Source organism: Streptomyces sp. D2-8 (assembly GCF_023184515.1).
In the GTDB taxonomy this organism is placed as follows: Bacteria; Actinomycetota; Actinomycetes; order Streptomycetales; family Streptomycetaceae; genus Streptomyces.
In genome coordinates this window covers 63,467-77,900 of the sequence record NZ_JAAHBP010000012.1, presented here as the reverse complement: position 1 = coordinate 77,900, position 14,434 = coordinate 63,467, and the positions used below count along the sequence as shown (strand labels likewise).

Annotated in this window: 9 protein-coding genes; 7 read left to right on the top strand and 2 right to left on the bottom strand. The window is 72.8% G+C overall.

Going from position 1 to position 14,434, the window contains the following annotated elements; translation table 11 throughout:
• Positions 1-100: 100 nt before the first annotated feature.
• Positions 101-1,126: a sugar ABC transporter substrate-binding protein gene (locus G3I77_RS21660; protein WP_248506221.1), complete on the bottom strand. Its 1,026-nt coding sequence runs from the start codon at positions 1,124-1,126 to the stop codon at positions 101-103.
• Between the two features lie 281 nt (positions 1,127-1,407).
• On the opposite strand from G3I77_RS21660, the gene G3I77_RS21655 reads away from it, so the two are divergent.
• From G3I77_RS21655 to G3I77_RS21645, 3 genes are all read left to right on the top strand, one after another.
• On the top strand, positions 1,408-2,370 hold the full coding sequence (locus G3I77_RS21655) for a carbohydrate kinase (protein WP_248506219.1): 963 nt from the start codon (positions 1,408-1,410) through the stop codon (positions 2,368-2,370).
• Between the two features lie 221 nt (positions 2,371-2,591).
• The gene (locus G3I77_RS21650; RefSeq protein WP_282573651.1) at positions 2,592-5,153 is read left to right on the top strand and encodes a GH32 C-terminal domain-containing protein; all 2,562 of its coding nucleotides are present in this window, start codon (positions 2,592-2,594) and stop codon (positions 5,151-5,153) included.
• 14 nt (positions 5,154-5,167) lie between these two features.
• Positions 5,168-5,467: a putative quinol monooxygenase gene (locus tag G3I77_RS21645; protein ID WP_248506218.1), complete on the top strand. Its 300-nt coding sequence runs from the start codon at positions 5,168-5,170 to the stop codon at positions 5,465-5,467.
• A gap of 264 nt (positions 5,468-5,731) precedes the next feature.
• On the opposite strand, the gene G3I77_RS21640 is transcribed toward G3I77_RS21645, so the two are convergent.
• On the bottom strand, positions 5,732-6,886 hold the full coding sequence (locus tag G3I77_RS21640) for a mannose-binding protein (protein ID WP_248506216.1): 1,155 nt from the start codon (positions 6,884-6,886) through the stop codon (positions 5,732-5,734).
• 515 nt (positions 6,887-7,401) lie between these two features.
• Here G3I77_RS21640 and G3I77_RS21635 point away from each other — a divergent pair.
• The 4 genes from G3I77_RS21635 (at position 7,402) to G3I77_RS21620 (ending at position 14,121) form a co-directional block, all read left to right on the top strand.
• On the top strand, positions 7,402-8,139 hold the full coding sequence (locus tag G3I77_RS21635) for a type VII secretion system-associated protein (RefSeq protein WP_248506528.1): 738 nt from the start codon (positions 7,402-7,404) through the stop codon (positions 8,137-8,139).
• A 74-nt stretch (positions 8,140-8,213) separates the two neighbouring features.
• Positions 8,214-9,416: a ricin-type beta-trefoil lectin domain protein gene (locus tag G3I77_RS21630; protein ID WP_248506214.1), complete on the top strand. Its 1,203-nt coding sequence runs from the start codon at positions 8,214-8,216 to the stop codon at positions 9,414-9,416.
• A 143-nt stretch (positions 9,417-9,559) separates the two neighbouring features.
• Complete coding sequence (locus G3I77_RS21625; RefSeq protein WP_248506212.1) at positions 9,560-12,877, top strand: right-handed parallel beta-helix repeat-containing protein; 3,318 nt, start codon at positions 9,560-9,562, stop codon at positions 12,875-12,877.
• Positions 12,874-14,121, top strand: coding sequence for a S8 family serine peptidase (locus G3I77_RS21620; protein WP_248506210.1), 1,248 nt, complete (start codon positions 12,874-12,876; stop codon positions 14,119-14,121). The genes G3I77_RS21625 and G3I77_RS21620 overlap by 4 nt, the downstream gene beginning before the upstream one ends.
• The last annotated feature ends 313 nt before the right edge of the window (positions 14,122-14,434 follow it).

The following is a 14,434-nucleotide window of genomic DNA, read 5'->3' as shown; positions in this document are numbered from 1 at the left end:
AGGACAAGGGAACGAGGGGGCGGCCGTCCCCCCGGTCGGGGAGGAGGGGGCGGCCGCCCCGATTGAGGGGAGGCGGCGTCGTACGGTCGTCGGGGGCGCCTCAGCCCCAGCAGTTCTCCAGGCCGTAGGCGGTGTCCTTGGACGTGACCCCGTCCTGCGCCTTGTCGGTGATCAGCGTGACGCCCGTGTCGGTGTAACCGGACGCCTTCTTGCCGTCCTTGGCGTACGCCACGACGGCCTTGACGCCCTCGGCGGCCATCTTCAGCGGGTACTGCTGGGACGTCGCGGCGATCTTGCCGTCCTTGACCGCCTGGGTGCCGGTGCAGCCGCCGTCGACGGAGACGATCAGGACGTCCTTCTCCCGGCCCTTGGCCTTGAGCGCGGTGTACGCGCCCAGGGCGGCCGGTTCGTTGATCGTGTAGACGACGTTGATGCCGGGTTCCTTCTGGAGGCAGTTCTCCATGGCCGTCTGGCCCTTGGACTGGTCGCCGCCGGTGTCCTGGGCGCAGGCGACGTCCTTGTCGGTGGCGCCGAAGCCCTTGAGGAATCCGTTGTGCCGCTGGATACCGACGGACACACCCGGCGCGAGGTCGAGGGCGGCTATCTTCGCGGTCTTGCCCTTCATGGCGGCCTTGGCGTACTCGCCGATCAGCTCGCCCGCCTTGAGGTTGTCGGTGGCGAAGAGGGCGTCGACCGCGCTCTCCGGGTCGGTCGGGGTGTCCAGCGCGATGACCAGCACACCCTTGGCCTTGGCCTTCTCGATCGCGGGCACGATCGCCTTCGAGTCGCTCGGAGTGATCAGGATGCCCTTCACGCCGGCGGCGACCATGTTCTCGAGGGCGGTGACCTGCCCGGCGTTGTCCCCGTCGAACTTGCCTGCGGCGGTGGACAGTTCGGCGCCGTTTTCCTTGGCGGCCTTCTCCGCGCCCTCCTTCATCTTCACGAAGAACGGGTTGGTGTCGGTCTTGGTGATCAGGCCGACCTTGACGCTGCCCGAGCCGGAGCCCGAGGAGCCCGTGGAGCCCGAACCGGAGCCGGATCCGCAGGCCGTCAGGGTGAGGGCCGCGACACCCGCGACGGCGGCCGCTCTGAGGAGGGAGGAGGACAGACGAGTGGTGCGAGGCATGTTCGACTCCTGAGGTGTGGCGAGCGGCGCGGGGCTGTTGTCAGAGCTAGCCGCCCGGGGTGTCATCGTTGACTTATGTCATCGTTGACACCGCATGGCGAGGATGATGGACTCCGTCTCCCGGAAACGTCAATGCCCTGCGTTCGTCACAAATCGGCAAACACCTCGAGACCCCCCCGCAGTGGTGGCGGCGGGCTCCGCGGCCGCCCCCCTGTCGTCACCCGGCAGTCGCGCCACGACGCGCCCGGTGTGCCCGTACGTCCGTCAGAGAAGAGCAGCCCATGAACCCGCGCCAGATCACCGTCCTGGGAGAGTGCGTCGCGGACGCGTTCACCGAACCCGCAAGCGCCTCCGGCGAACTCACCCTGCGCGTGCTGCCCGGCGGCGGACCTGCGAACACGGCCGTGTCACTGGCCCGGCTCGGCACCCCGGCCCGCTTCCTCGCCCGGCTGTCCGGCGATGTCTTCGGCCGCCTGTTCCGCGCCCACCTGGAGACGTCCGGGGTGGACCTGTCGAGCGCCGTGCAGGCTGCGGAACCCAGCACCCTGGCCGTGGCGGAGCTGGACGCCCGGGGGCAGGCCGCGTTCTCCTTCCACGCGCAGAACACGGCCGACTGGCAGTGGACGGCGGAGGAACTGGCGCGGGTGGACCTGTCCAGCACCGCCTGCGTGCACACCGGATCCCTGGCCCTGGTTCAGCGGCCCGGAGCGGCGGTGGTGGAGGACTTCCTTGCGGCGGCCGCCCCGCACGCGACCATCAGCATCGACCCCAATGTCCGGCCGCTGCTCGTGCACCCCGACGTCTACCGTGCCCGGCTGGCGCACTGGTGCGGCCTGGCCGACGTGCTGCGGCTGAGCGAGGACGACCTGCAACTCCTGCTGCCGGGCACACCGCCCGACGAGGCGTGCGACATCTGGCACGCGGCCGGTGCGCGGCTCGTGGTGATCACTCGCGGCGGCGACGGCGCCCTGGCCTCCCTCGAGGGTGAACGCGTGGAGGTGCCTGCCGTGCCGACGAGCGTCGCCGACACGGTCGGGGCGGGGGACTCCTTCACGGCCGGGCTGCTCCACCACCTCGGCGTCCGCGGCCTCCTCGGTGGCCGGCTGGCGGAGATCCGTCTCGACGATGTCGCGGACGCCTGCCGGTTCGCCACCCGGGTCGCGGCCCTGACCTGCTCGGTCGCCGGTCCCAACCCCCCGTGGCAGAGCCAGTTGGAGCAGCTCGCCACAGCCGAACACGCGTGACGGGCAGGCGAGTCGCGCAGTGGACATCACGGCCGGACCGTTGACGCGTCGGCCGGACTGCGTCCATCATCGGGCCAGTCGATGTCATCGATGACACAAGTCAACGATGACATCTCTTTTCGGTGTGGTGGACGACCGCGCCGAGAAGGCGTCACTCTCTGGCCGGTTCCGCCCCGGGCATCAGGCTTCGCTGTGCGGACGGCCGCAGCACAGGAGACACGATGAGTTCAGGACGTGCATCCCGGCCGGCCCGTATACGGATGATGGCGGCGGTGGCGACCGTCTGCGCCCTGTCCGCCGCCACGCTCGCCCCCCAGGCCGTCGCTGCGGACACCCCGCCGTACTCCGAGACCTACCGGCCCCAGTTCCACTTCACTCCGGAGAAGAACTGGATGAACGACCCCAACGGGCTCGTGTACCACAAGGGCGAGTACCACCTCTTCTACCAGTACAACCCCAACGGCAACACTTGGGGCGACATGTCCTGGGGGCACGCGGTGAGCAAGGACCTCGTGCACTGGGAGGAGTTGCCGCTCGCTCTGTCGCACGACGACGAGGAGATGGTGTTCTCCGGCAGCGCGGTCGTCGACCGGGACAACACCACCGGCTTCGGCACCAGGAAGAACCCGCCCATGGTGGCGATCTACACCAGCGCCTACAAGAACGGCGGCAAGCAGGCCCAGTCACTCGCCTACAGCACCGACCGCGGCCGCACCTGGACCAAGTACCAGGGCAACCCCGTCATCGACATCGGCTCCAAGGAATTCCGCGACCCCAAGGTCCAGTGGTACGAGCCGACCAAGAGCTGGCTGATGACGGTGTCGCTGTCCACCGAGCACAAGGTGCGGTTCTACTCGTCGAAGAACCTCAAGGACTGGACCCAGCTCAGCGAGTTCGGGCCGGCCGGTGCGACGGGCGGCGTGTGGGAGTGCCCCGACCTGTTCCCCCTCGCGGTCGACGGGGACGAGAACAACATCAAGTGGGTCCTGGTCGTCAACATCAACCCCGGCGGCATCGCGGGCGGTTCGGCCGCCCAGTACTTCGTCGGCGACTTCGACGGCGAGAAGTTCACCGCCGAGGACAAGGGCACCTACACCCCGCCCACCGGCACGGTCGTGCAGGACTTCGAGAACACCGACTTCGGGGCGTGGACGACGACCGGTACCGCGTTCGGCGACGGACCGGCGGCCGGGGCGGTGGCCGGACAGGGGACCGTCGACGGCTTCGACGGCAAGGGGCTCGCCAACAGCTTCCACGGCGGTGACGCGAGCACCGGCATCCTCACCTCGCCCGAGTTCACCGTCGACAGCCGCTACCTGAACTTCAAGGTCGGCGGCGGACGGCACCCGCACCAGCCCGGGACACTCCTGGAGCAGGGCGACCCGCCCGCGGGCACGGTCCTGGCCGACTTCGAAGGCGGCAGCTACGGCGACTGGACGACGACCGGAGACGCCTTCGGCTCGGCACCGGCCACCGGCACCCTCCCCGACCAGCAGGAAGTCTCCGGATTCCGGGGCAGCGGCCTGGTCAACAGCTACCTGAACGGCGACTCCACCACCGGCACCCTCACCTCGCCGGAATTCACCCTCGACAAGGACTACGTCAACTTCCTCGTCGGCGGCGGCAACCACCCCACCGGCTCCGGCAACCCCACCGCCGTCGAACTCCTCGTCGACGGCCAGGTGGTGCGCAGCACGACCGGAAAGGACGCCGAGGCTCTCAACTGGGCCTCCTGGGACGTCGAGGACCTCGCCGGCGAGAAGGCGCGGATCAGGATCGTCGACGACAACACCGGCGGCTGGGGCCACATCAACGTCGACCACATCATGCTGTCCGACGCCGAGGCGCAGCCCGTCTCCCAGGAGACGTCCGTCAACCTGATCGTCGACGGCAAGGTCGTCCGCAGCGCGACCGGCGCCGACAGCGAGACCCTGGACTGGGCGTCCTTCGACCTGCGCCCGTACGCCGGCAAGAGGGCGCAGATCCAGGTCGTAGACATGAACACCGCCGGCTGGGGCCACGTCATGGCCGACCAGTTCACCGCCGCCGACAAGCCCGCCCTCTCCGCCGTACAGCGCGCCGACTGGGCCGACTACGGCAAGGACTACTACGCGGCCGTGTCCTGGGAGAACGCGCCCGGCGGCAAGCGCTACATGATCGGCTGGATGAACAACTGGGACTACGGCCAGTCCATCCCCACCTCCCCCTGGCGCGGCGCGCAGAGCATTCCCCGGGAGATGGCCCTGCGCACGGTCGACGGCCGGATCCGGCTGACCAGCAAGCCGGTGCGCAGCCTGGAGTCCCTCCGGCAGAGCGGGCCGCCGACGGCGTCCGGCGTCACCGTCAAGAGCACCTCCAAGCCCCTGATCAGCCGCGCAGCCAAGGGCAAGGCGCTCGACATCGAGGCGACCTTCTCCCTCAAGGACGCCGACCGCTTCGGCCTGAAGGTGCGCACCGGCGCGGGCGGCGAGGAGACCGTCATCGGCTACGACACCACGACCCAGGAGCTGTACGTCGACCGCACCCGCTCCGGCGCCGTGGACTTCAACAGCACCTTCCCCGGCGTCCAGACGGCACCCCTGAAACCCAAGAACGGCAAGGTCACGCTGCGGATCCTCGTCGACTGGTCGTCCGTCGAGGTCTTCGGCGGCAATGGCGAAGCGGTGATCACCGACCAGATCTTCCCCGACCCCGCCGCGCAGGGGGTGCAGGTCTTCGCCGAGAACGGCTCGGTGAAGCTGGACCGGGCCCGCGTCTGGCACCTCGACTCCGCCCACGACTGACAAGGACGCACACCATGACGAAGACCCTGCTCGCCGAGTTCACCGCCCGCGAGGGAGCTGAGGACGAAGTCGCACGCATGATCCTGGAGTACGCCGAGAAGGTCCGTCAGGAGGAGGGCAACCTCGCCTTCGACGTCTACACCAAGGAATCCAGCCCCCGCGCCTACTGGATCTTCGAGGCGTACCGGGACGAGGACGCCTTCCAGGTACACCTGAAGGCTCCGTACGGCGGCCCGTTCAACGCCGCCCTCACCCCGCTGATCGAGGAGGACGCCTCGGTGCTGACCTTCCTCGACCCGGTTTCGGCCCCCTGACGCGGCACCGGCCGGGCCCGCACAGCGAACCCGGCCGCCGCTCCTGGACAGCGGACTCGGCGCGCCTTGCCGGTGCGGGGCGACGGCGGTGCGCGCGCTGGTCCGTCACGGCCACCGCCGGATCGGCTTCCTCGGCAACGTCGACGACTCGCCCTGGAGGAGGGGATGTTCCGGGGTGACGGCTGAGCGGCATCGATGTCGCGCTCGTCCGACGGCCGGGCCGGGGACCGTCGGACGAGCCCTGCGATGTCAGGTGTCAGGTCGTCAGGTCGACCAGATCACACCGCCGTTGTGCACGACGACCACCTTGCCGTCGGTCCTCAGGACCAGCTGGGCGCCCTCGTGGCCGTGGGTCTTGGAGGCCCAGATGGGGCGGTCGTCGCCGTTGTGGATGACGAGGTTGCCGTCGCTCTGGAAGATCGCCCGGTGGTTCTGGCCGAAGGTCATGGACGCCCAGGTGGGCTTGCCGTGCTCGTTGTAGACCACCAGGTTGCCGTCGGTCTGCATGACCATGCGGATGCGGTTGGTGGTCCAGGCCTGGTTGACCTCCAGGACGCTGGTCGCGTGGACGGTCTCCGTGCTCCACTTCGGCCGTGGGGGCGGCTTGGGCTTCGGCTTCGGCTTCGCCTTGGGAGTGGACTTCTTCTCGGGCGCGTCGCTCTTCGAGGGCGCGGGTGCGGCGGGGGGCGGGGCGACAGCCTTCGGGGCTTCGCTCTTCTCCGGCTTCTTCCCGGTCGGGGACGAACTCGGCTTCTCGGCCACGTAGTCGTCGAGCCCGGCGGGGGCCGTGTTCGGGTTCAGGACCGTGTCGGAGCCGGCCGCGGCCGGCCCCTTGGCGGAGTCGCGGGGTCCGTCGTCGTTCGCGCTTCCGGCCAGCAGCAGCGGTATCGCGACCAGGGCGGCACCGAGGATCGCGGCGCCCGCCAGGACCGGCTTGCGGGGACGCCCGGTGCCGGTGCCGGTCGTGACGCCGGGCGGCGCCGTGGCCGCCGCCACTACGGCGATGCCTTCCTCGGGCGCTCGGGCGACTCGGGCGGCGGCCGGGGACGGGGCGGGGTCGCCGGCGCGGGCCGCGGGTTCACTGGTCGAGGCGGCGCGTTCACCGGACGCCGCGGTGGGCGCGGAAGCCGGGGCGGCGGGCTCATGGGCCGGGTCGGGGCCGGACTCCGGCTCGGAGCTGGACTGCGACTCGGGGCCGGACTGCGGCCCGGTGGCAGGCTCTCCCGCCGGCATGGTGGCGGGCTTGCCCTCGGGGGCGGCCTCTCCCGCCGGGGTGCTGCCGGACTTCGACCCGGGGGCGGCGGCCGTGCCCGGCGCGTTCTCGTCCGGAGCGGAGGGCGTGGGCGGGGCCCCGGCCTCCCCTCCGCGGGCGGTTGCCGCCTCCGCGTTCGCGCCGGGGTCCTGGTGCTGGGGGGACATGCGGTACTCCTCCTCGGTGGCGGAGCTGTCGATGGTGGGCGGGGCCCGCACGGCAGCCGGGCCGGTCGAACGCCGGTGTCTCCGGCCGGCGTCGGGCGGATGCCGGGCGGGTGCCGCGCGGAGGCGAGCGAGCCGGTTCGGGTCGGTCCCGGTCGCCGCGTTCCGTGCGACCTGCCGCGGTGGCGGCCGCTGACCGATCGCGCCTTCTTCCCGCCGCGGGGCGTACGCCGACGGGGTCGCTGCCGTACCCAACTTAGCCCGTCCCGGGGGCGACACCCGCTCCTCCCGCCCCAACCGGCCCGTCACTTTGTCCGCCCGCGCCTCACTGCTCCCGGAAAGTTCTCGGAACGGGCAGTAAACGGGCACGCTCGAGTCCGATACGGATCATCCCGGAGCGTCTACGGGCAGGGCTCGTGTGGCATTCTGTTGACCCCCCGATCTGATCAGTGTCGGCATGCGCGCACATACCGCCCGCCCGACCAAGTATTCGTACGGACCCAAGAGTTCAGGTGGAGATGCGGCCCGGAGAACGGCAAGAGGGCAGGCATGGTGCCCGCCCCGCGGAGCCCTCCGTCACCGATGCCGACGAGCCCACCGGCGACCCCGAGGTACCCGAAGCCGTACGGGCCGCCGCCCGCCGGGCACCGGGCCACTGGATCGGGATGGCGGACCCCGAGTGGACCGAGGAGCGGACGCCGCCGGAGTGGGCGGTGCTGGGGGAGTGGCGGTCGGACGAGGGCGGGGATGTGGGCGAGTACCGCGCCAACCCGGCATACCGGCCCTCGCCCAGGATGCTCGGCTGGCCCGAGGCCACCGACCCGGTGGACGCGGCGGCACAGCGGGCGGCCACCGGTTACGGCTCGGTGGACGAGGCCGTCGCGGCGCTCGCGGAGGCGGAGGTCATGCTGGTGCGCGGGACGGACGGCGGACCGCTCACGGCCGCCGGGCGGGACGGAGCGCCGGTGGTGCTGCTGTTCACCTCGGCGGCACACGCGTTCATGTCCGAGGCACTTCGGCATGACACACTTCCGGCACGTGAGCTGGCCCGTTCACTGAGCGGTGCGGACACTCTGCTGATGGTCAACGCCGGGGCCGCGGCTCCGCTGCTCGTCCCGGCGGACCGTCTCCTCGGTCCCGTGCGGGCGGAGGGAGACGAGGGAGAACGTGCCGGCGGTCCGGCCGGGACCGTCTCCGCCGACCGGACCGACAGCTCTCCCGAACCCCGGCCCCACACCGCAGGGAGGTCACTGTGACGCGCTCGGCCCAGCAATCCCCCACGCCCGCAGGGGCGGAGTCCGGTTCCGGCGGCGAGGAGACGGCCGAGGCCGTGACAACCACCGCCGGCGCTGCCGCCGGCGAGCGTGCGGAGGGGAACTCCCCGACCTCGGAAGGCAACCCCGCGGCCTCGGAAGGCAACTCCCAGCCCGTGCAGGACCCTTCCGGCTCCCCGAGGTCGAACGCGAAGCCCGAGCCCTCGCCGACGAGCAGCGGCACCAGTGCCGCGACCGGTACGCAGGTCACCGAGACCGGGACAACCGGAACCGGACCTGAAGCCGAGCCCGAGCCCGAGAACGGAACCGATACAGCCGAAGCCGAAGCAGAGCCCGACACCGACCCCGGTGCGGCAGCGGCGGCCAAGAGCCGGCTGCCCGCCCTCGTACGGACCATGACCGCGACCGCGATCGACCGGCCGCAGCAGACCGGACCCGTGGGACGGCCGGGCAAGGCGGTGCTGGCCGGTGCCGCGGTCGCGGGGGCGCTGCTCGTGTCGGTGCCGTTCCTGGTGCTCGGCGGGCACGACGACAAGGACCGCGAGAGGTCGGCGTCGGCGGGAACCGTGCTCGGCGGGAGCGGGCAGGAGGCACCGGGTGAGTTCGCGGTGACCGAGTCCGGCAGCAGCTCGCCGAGCGCCCGCGAGAAGGACTCTGGCAAGAACGGGAACAAGCCGCAGAAGCCGGTCCGGGAGAGCAGCGCGTCCGCCCCGGCGGAGAAGGCCGGCGCGGGCGAGGCCGAGAGCCCGGACAAGGGCGGGTCGCAGAAGGACGCCGACCGGAACGACCCGCCGAAGAAGAAGCAGGACAGCGGAACGAAGGCCGGCAACAGCGCCAAGAGCCGTCCCGCGGGGGGCGGTTCGGGCGTGACGTTCAGTGCTCCCGTCTCCCTGCGCAGCCATCTCTCCGGCCGCTGCGTCGACGTACCCTGGAGCGACTTCAGTGACGGCGCGAAGCTGTTCGTGTGGGACTGCAACGGCAGCGCGGCGCAGCAGTGGCGGTTCGCCTCCGACGGCACCATCCGCGTCAAGGACAAGTGCCTGGACGTGGCCAACGCGAACTTCAACGACGGCACCCCCCTCCAGATCGCCTGGTGCAACGGCAACGCCGCCCAGAAGTTCGCGCTGAACGGCAGTCACGACCTGGTCAACACCGTGGTCGGCAAGTGTGTCGACATCAGGGACAACAACCGGGACAACGGGGCCTGGCTGCAGCTGTGGAGCTGCAACGGCGCCGACACCCAGAAGTGGAGCGCCTGACGGGCGCCCCCGTACCGGGAGCACCGCTCCCGGCATCCGCCCGCCCCGTGGGCGGGGCATGATGGCACCGTCGGTTCGCCGACACGTGCCCCCGGCGAAGGGGGCGCCCGCTGAAGACGCCCCCGTGGCAAGGAGGTTGGTGCGTGTCGCGCCAGGTACTGACGGTCGGTCCCGGGGACCGGGACCGCTACCGGACGATCGGTGAGGCACTCGCGGCTGCCCGTACCGGCGCGCTGATCAGCGTCCGGCCCGGGACGTACGCCGAGAACCTGGTGATCCAGACCCGGGTCACCCTCACCGCCGCCGAGGGGCGGGGCACCGTGGAGATCCGGCCGCGCTCGGGCAGTGTGCTCGCGCTGCGCGCCGACGCCGTGATGCTGTCCGAACTGACCCTGCGCGGCGGCGACGCCGAGCTGCCGGCCGTGGACGTGCGGCGCGGGCAGGCCGCGCTCGACGGCTGCGAGGTCGCCGGCGCCGCCTGGACCGCGATGCTGGCCGGGGGCACCGGTTCGCTCGCGCTGCGGGACTGCCGGGTGAGTAATCCACAGGGCGCCGGCATCGTGGTCACCTCGACCACGCCCACGACCGTGGAGTCCTGCACCCTCGAACACCTGGGCACCAGCGGCCTGGTCCTCGCCGAGCAGGGCGAGGCACGTATCCGCAGCTGCACGGTGCGCGGCGCCCGCGGCAACGGCCTGCTCGCCAACGGCGAGGCACGCGGCACCGTCGAGGACTGCGACATCTCCTCCACCGACAAGCCGTCCCTCGCCCTGGAGCAGAACTGCTCCCTGACGGTGGTCCGCACGGTGGTGCACGACACGAGCACGGGCGTGCACCTGAGCAGCGCCGGGCGTACGACGCTGGAGGACGTCCGCGTCACGGGGGCCTCCGGGAACGGGATCGCGCTGGCCGGAGGCACCGACCCGGTGCTGCGCCGCTGCCGCGTCTCGCGCACCCGCGGCCACGGCGTGCTGGTCACCGACCGGGCGCGCGGCACCTTCGAGGACTGCTGGGTGGACGGCGCGCAGGGCGCGGCCCTGCGGGTCGCCGGGGCCGCCTCCCCGGCCCTGACCGGTCTGACGGTCCGCGACTGCGAGGACACGGGGCTGCTCCTGGAGGAGGACTCGGCGCCGGAACTGGACCGCCTTGAGGTGATCGGCGGGTCGCCCGCGGTCGCCGTGCGCGCCGGTTCCAACCCGCTGCTGCGCCGGGCCCGGCTGGTGGAGCCCTCCGGCGACGGCATCGCGGCCGCGAAGGACGCCCGGGGCCGGATCGAGGACTGCGAGGTCGTACGGCCGGGCGGCTCGGGTGTGCGGGTGGCCTCCGGCAGCACGCTCTACCTGGCGGGCGGCGGGGTCTCCGAGGCGGTGGTCAGCGGCCTGGTCGTGGAGGACGGCGGCAGCGTCACGGTCCGCGACTTCCGCGTCGAGAGGTCCGGGGAGGACGGCGTGGTGGTGGCCGCGGGCGGCGAACTGACCGCCAACCGCACCGCCGTGCACGCCCCCAGAGGCCACGGCTTCCTGCTCCGTGAGGGCGCGCTCGCCTCACTCAGCGGCTGTGAGGCGACCGGCGGCGCCCAGGACGGCTTCCGGGTGGAGTCCACCGCGCCCGTCTCGCTCGTGAACTGCCTCGCCCGGGAGAACGAGGGCGGCGGCCTGGTGCAGACGGCGCCCGGCGAACGGCTCGCCGTGGAGGGCCTGAGCAGCACCGGCAACGGCAAGCGCGACGCCTGGGGCAGCGGCAGCGCCGAGAACACCGACCCGGCCGGTTCCGGCGCCGCGGACGCGCCCCCGCCGGACCGCGCCGACGGCCCGCTCGGCGCCCTCAACGCGCTGATCGGCCTGGAGAACGTCAAGCAGCAGGTGGGCACCCTGGTCAACCTGACCCAGCTCGCCCAGCGCCGTGAGCAACTCGGCATGCCCGCACCGCCGATGAGCCGGCACCTGATCTTCGCCGGGCCGCCCGGCACCGGCAAGACCACCGTCGCCCGCCTCTACGGGGCGATCCTCGCCGAACTGGGTTCGCTGCGCAGCGGGCACCTCGTGGAGGTCTCGCGCGCGGACCTGGTCGCACAGGTCGTCGGCGGCACCGCGATCAAGACCACCGAGACCTTCCAACGGGCCCTCGGCGGCGTGCTGTTCATCGACGAGGCGTACACGCTCACCGCGGACAGCGGCAACGGCGGCGCCGACTTCGGCCGCGAGGCCGTGGACACCCTGCTGAAGCTGATGGAGGACCACCGCGACGACGTGGTGGTCGTGGCGGCCGGATACTCCCGGGAGATGGAGTCCTTCCTCGGCTCCAACCCCGGCCTGGCCTCCCGCTTCTCGCGGACCGTCCAGTTCGAGAACTACTCGGTGCCCGAACTGGTCGCGATCATGGAGAACATGTGCGCCCAGCACCAGTACGAACTGGGCGAGGGCACCGCGGCGGCGCTGGCCGCGCACTTCGAGGCGATGCCGCGGGACTCCGGCTTCGGCAACGGCCGTGCCGCGCGCGGGGTGTTCGAGGAGATGGTGGACCGGCAGGCGGTCCGCCTCGCCTCCCAGGCGCAGGTCGGCGAGCGCGACCTGCGGCTGCTGCTGCCGGAGGACGTCTCCGCCACCGCCGCCGCGCAGGCCGCCGAGACCACCGCCCCCGACGACGACCCGCTGACCCGCCTCGGCGACATGGTCGGCCTGGCCGAGGTGAAGCGCGACGTCGCGGACCTGGTCAACCTCATCACCACGGCCCGCCACCGCGCCGCCGCCGGACTGCCCGTGCCCTCGCTCAGCCACCACCTGGTCTTCACCGGCCCGCCCGGCACCGGCAAGACCACCGTCGCCCGCCTCTACGGGCAGATCCTCACCCAGCTCGGCATCCTGGAGCGGGGCCAGCTGGTCGAGGCGGCCCGCGCGGACCTGGTCGGCCGCTTCATCGGCCACACCGCCCAGCTCACCCGCGAGGTCTTCGAACGGGCCCGCGGCGGCGTGCTGTTCATCGACGAGGCGTACACCCTCACCCCGCGCGGCGGCGGCGCCGACTTCGGCCAGGAGGCGGTGGACACCCTGCTGAAGCTGATGGAGGACCACCGCGACGAGGTGGTGGTCATCGTCGCCGGCTACACCGACGAGATGGAACGCTTCCTCGCCTCCAACCCGGGCCTGTCCTCCCGTTTCCCGCGCCGGATCACCTTCGCCGACTACTCCTCCGAGGAACTGGTCACCATCGTGCGCTCCCAGGCCGCGAGCATGGGCTACGAATGCGGCCCCGGCACCGGCCCGCTGCTCAAGGAGTACTTCGACGCACTACCCCGGGACCGGGCCTTCGGCAACGCCCGCCTGGCCCGGCAGGTCGTCGAGTCGATGGTCACCCGCCAGGCGGGCCGGCTCAGTTCGCTGGCCGCGCCCACCCTGGACGACCTGCGCATCCTCCTTCCCGAGGACGTCGCCGCCGCGGCACCGAAGGCGGCCGGCCGGTGAGGCGTCCCACCCGCGCGGCCGGTCGCCTGGTGTCCTGCGCCGGCCTCGCCGCCGCCCTGCTGCTGCCCACGGCCGCTCCGGCCCCGGCGGCACCGCCCGCACGCGTGCCGGCCGCCGACGGCAAGAAGGGGCAGGAACTGCCCGGCATGCCCTCCGCGTTCGACGCGGAGGCCGGGCAGGCGGCCTGCACGCCCGCCTCCCGCGAGAAGGCGAAGAAGCAGGACTGGTCGCGCCAGCGACTCGACCTGGACCGGCTGCACCGGCACGGCACCGGCGCGGGCGTGACCGTCGCCCTGATCGGTACCGGTGTCGCGCCCGGTGCCGCCGGGCTCGACGGCCGGGTCACCGCCCCGGGCGCGGCCGGTGACGACTGCGTCGGGTACGGCACCTTCCTGGCCGGGCTGATCGCCGGGTCCGGCGGGGACAGCCCGAGCCTGGCCGGGGTCGCCCCGGACGCCGAAATCCTGGCCTTGCGCGGCACCGACCAGCAGGGCCGGGCCGACGCCGGTCTGGTGGCGGCGGCGCTGCGCGGGGCGAGCGAGGCGCGGGCCGAGGTGATCGCGGTCGCGGTGGCCCTGCCGCGCCGGGACACGGAACTGACCCGCGCGGTCGCCGAGGCCCGCCGCGCGGGCGCGGTGGTGGTCGCCGCGGCCACCCCGGACCCGCCGCGCGGCGGCACCGACGAGATCCCCTCCCGCACCTACTGGCCGGCGGGCGAACCGGGTGTCCTCTCGGTCGCCGACATGCTCCCCGGCGGCGCCCGCCCGGACGGCTCCCTGCCCACCACCGGCATCGACCTGGCCGCGCCCGGCGCCGGTGTGGTCTCCGGCGGCCCGCGCGGCGAGGGCCACTACCTCGGCGGCGGCGCCTCGGTGGCCACCGCCTACGCCGCCGGGGCCGCCGCGGTGGCCCGCGGCGCCCACCCGGGCGAGACTCCCGACGCCGTCGCCCGCCGCCTCACCGCCACCGCCTACCCCGCCGACATCCCCCAGCTGGACCCCTACGCCGCCGTCACCGCGGTTCTCGACGGCCCAGGAGACCCGGCCGGCGCCGAGCGCGCCGACGCGCCCGTGACCGTCCGCGACACCTCCGCCGCGGACCACGTCACCGGCCGCGCCACCCTCTTCGTCCTGACCGGTTCCGCCGGCGTCCTCGCCGCCCTCTGGGCCGCGTTCGTCCTTCCCCGGGCCCGTGCCCGGGGCTGGCGCCCGGCGGGAGCGGGCGGCGGCACACAGACCGACTGAGCCGACGGCCGGGGCGCCAGAGCCCCGGCCCACACCGTTCGCCCGTTCGCGAGTGGCGCCGGGGTGCGCCGCCCGTCGGGGCCTCGGCCCCGCCCGGTGCGGCCCTTCGGTCGGGCTGCGCTGGGGCTTGCGTCCGGTGTGGGACCGCGCGGGTGGGCGTCGCGGTGAGGAGCACGTGCCCTTCGGGCGCCCGGCGGGTTCCGGTGCGTGTGACCGCAGGCAAGAAGGTGCCCGCACCGGGCGTACGCGGGGCCCCGACGACGCGGCGAGCGCGCCTGCCAGGTATCCGCAGGGGCGGGGCGTGCGTGACACG

Bases quoted from the DNA above. Each gene is read 5' to 3' on its own strand.
- G3I77_RS21660 (WP_248506221.1), bottom strand. From the start codon at position 1,126: ATGCCTCGCACCACTCGTCTGTCCTCCTCCCTCCTCAGAGCGGCCGCC.
- G3I77_RS21655 (WP_248506219.1), top strand. From the start codon at position 1,408: ATGAACCCGCGCCAGATCACCGTCCTGGGAGAGTGCGTCGCGGACGCG.
- G3I77_RS21650 (WP_282573651.1), top strand. From the start codon at position 2,592: ATGAGTTCAGGACGTGCATCCCGGCCGGCCCGTATACGGATGATGGCG.
- G3I77_RS21645 (WP_248506218.1), top strand. From the start codon at position 5,168: ATGACGAAGACCCTGCTCGCCGAGTTCACCGCCCGCGAGGGAGCTGAG.
- G3I77_RS21640 (WP_248506216.1), bottom strand. From the start codon at position 6,886: ATGTCCCCCCAGCACCAGGACCCCGGCGCGAACGCGGAGGCGGCAACC.
- G3I77_RS21635 (WP_248506528.1), top strand. From the start codon at position 7,402: ATGCGGCCCGGAGAACGGCAAGAGGGCAGGCATGGTGCCCGCCCCGCG.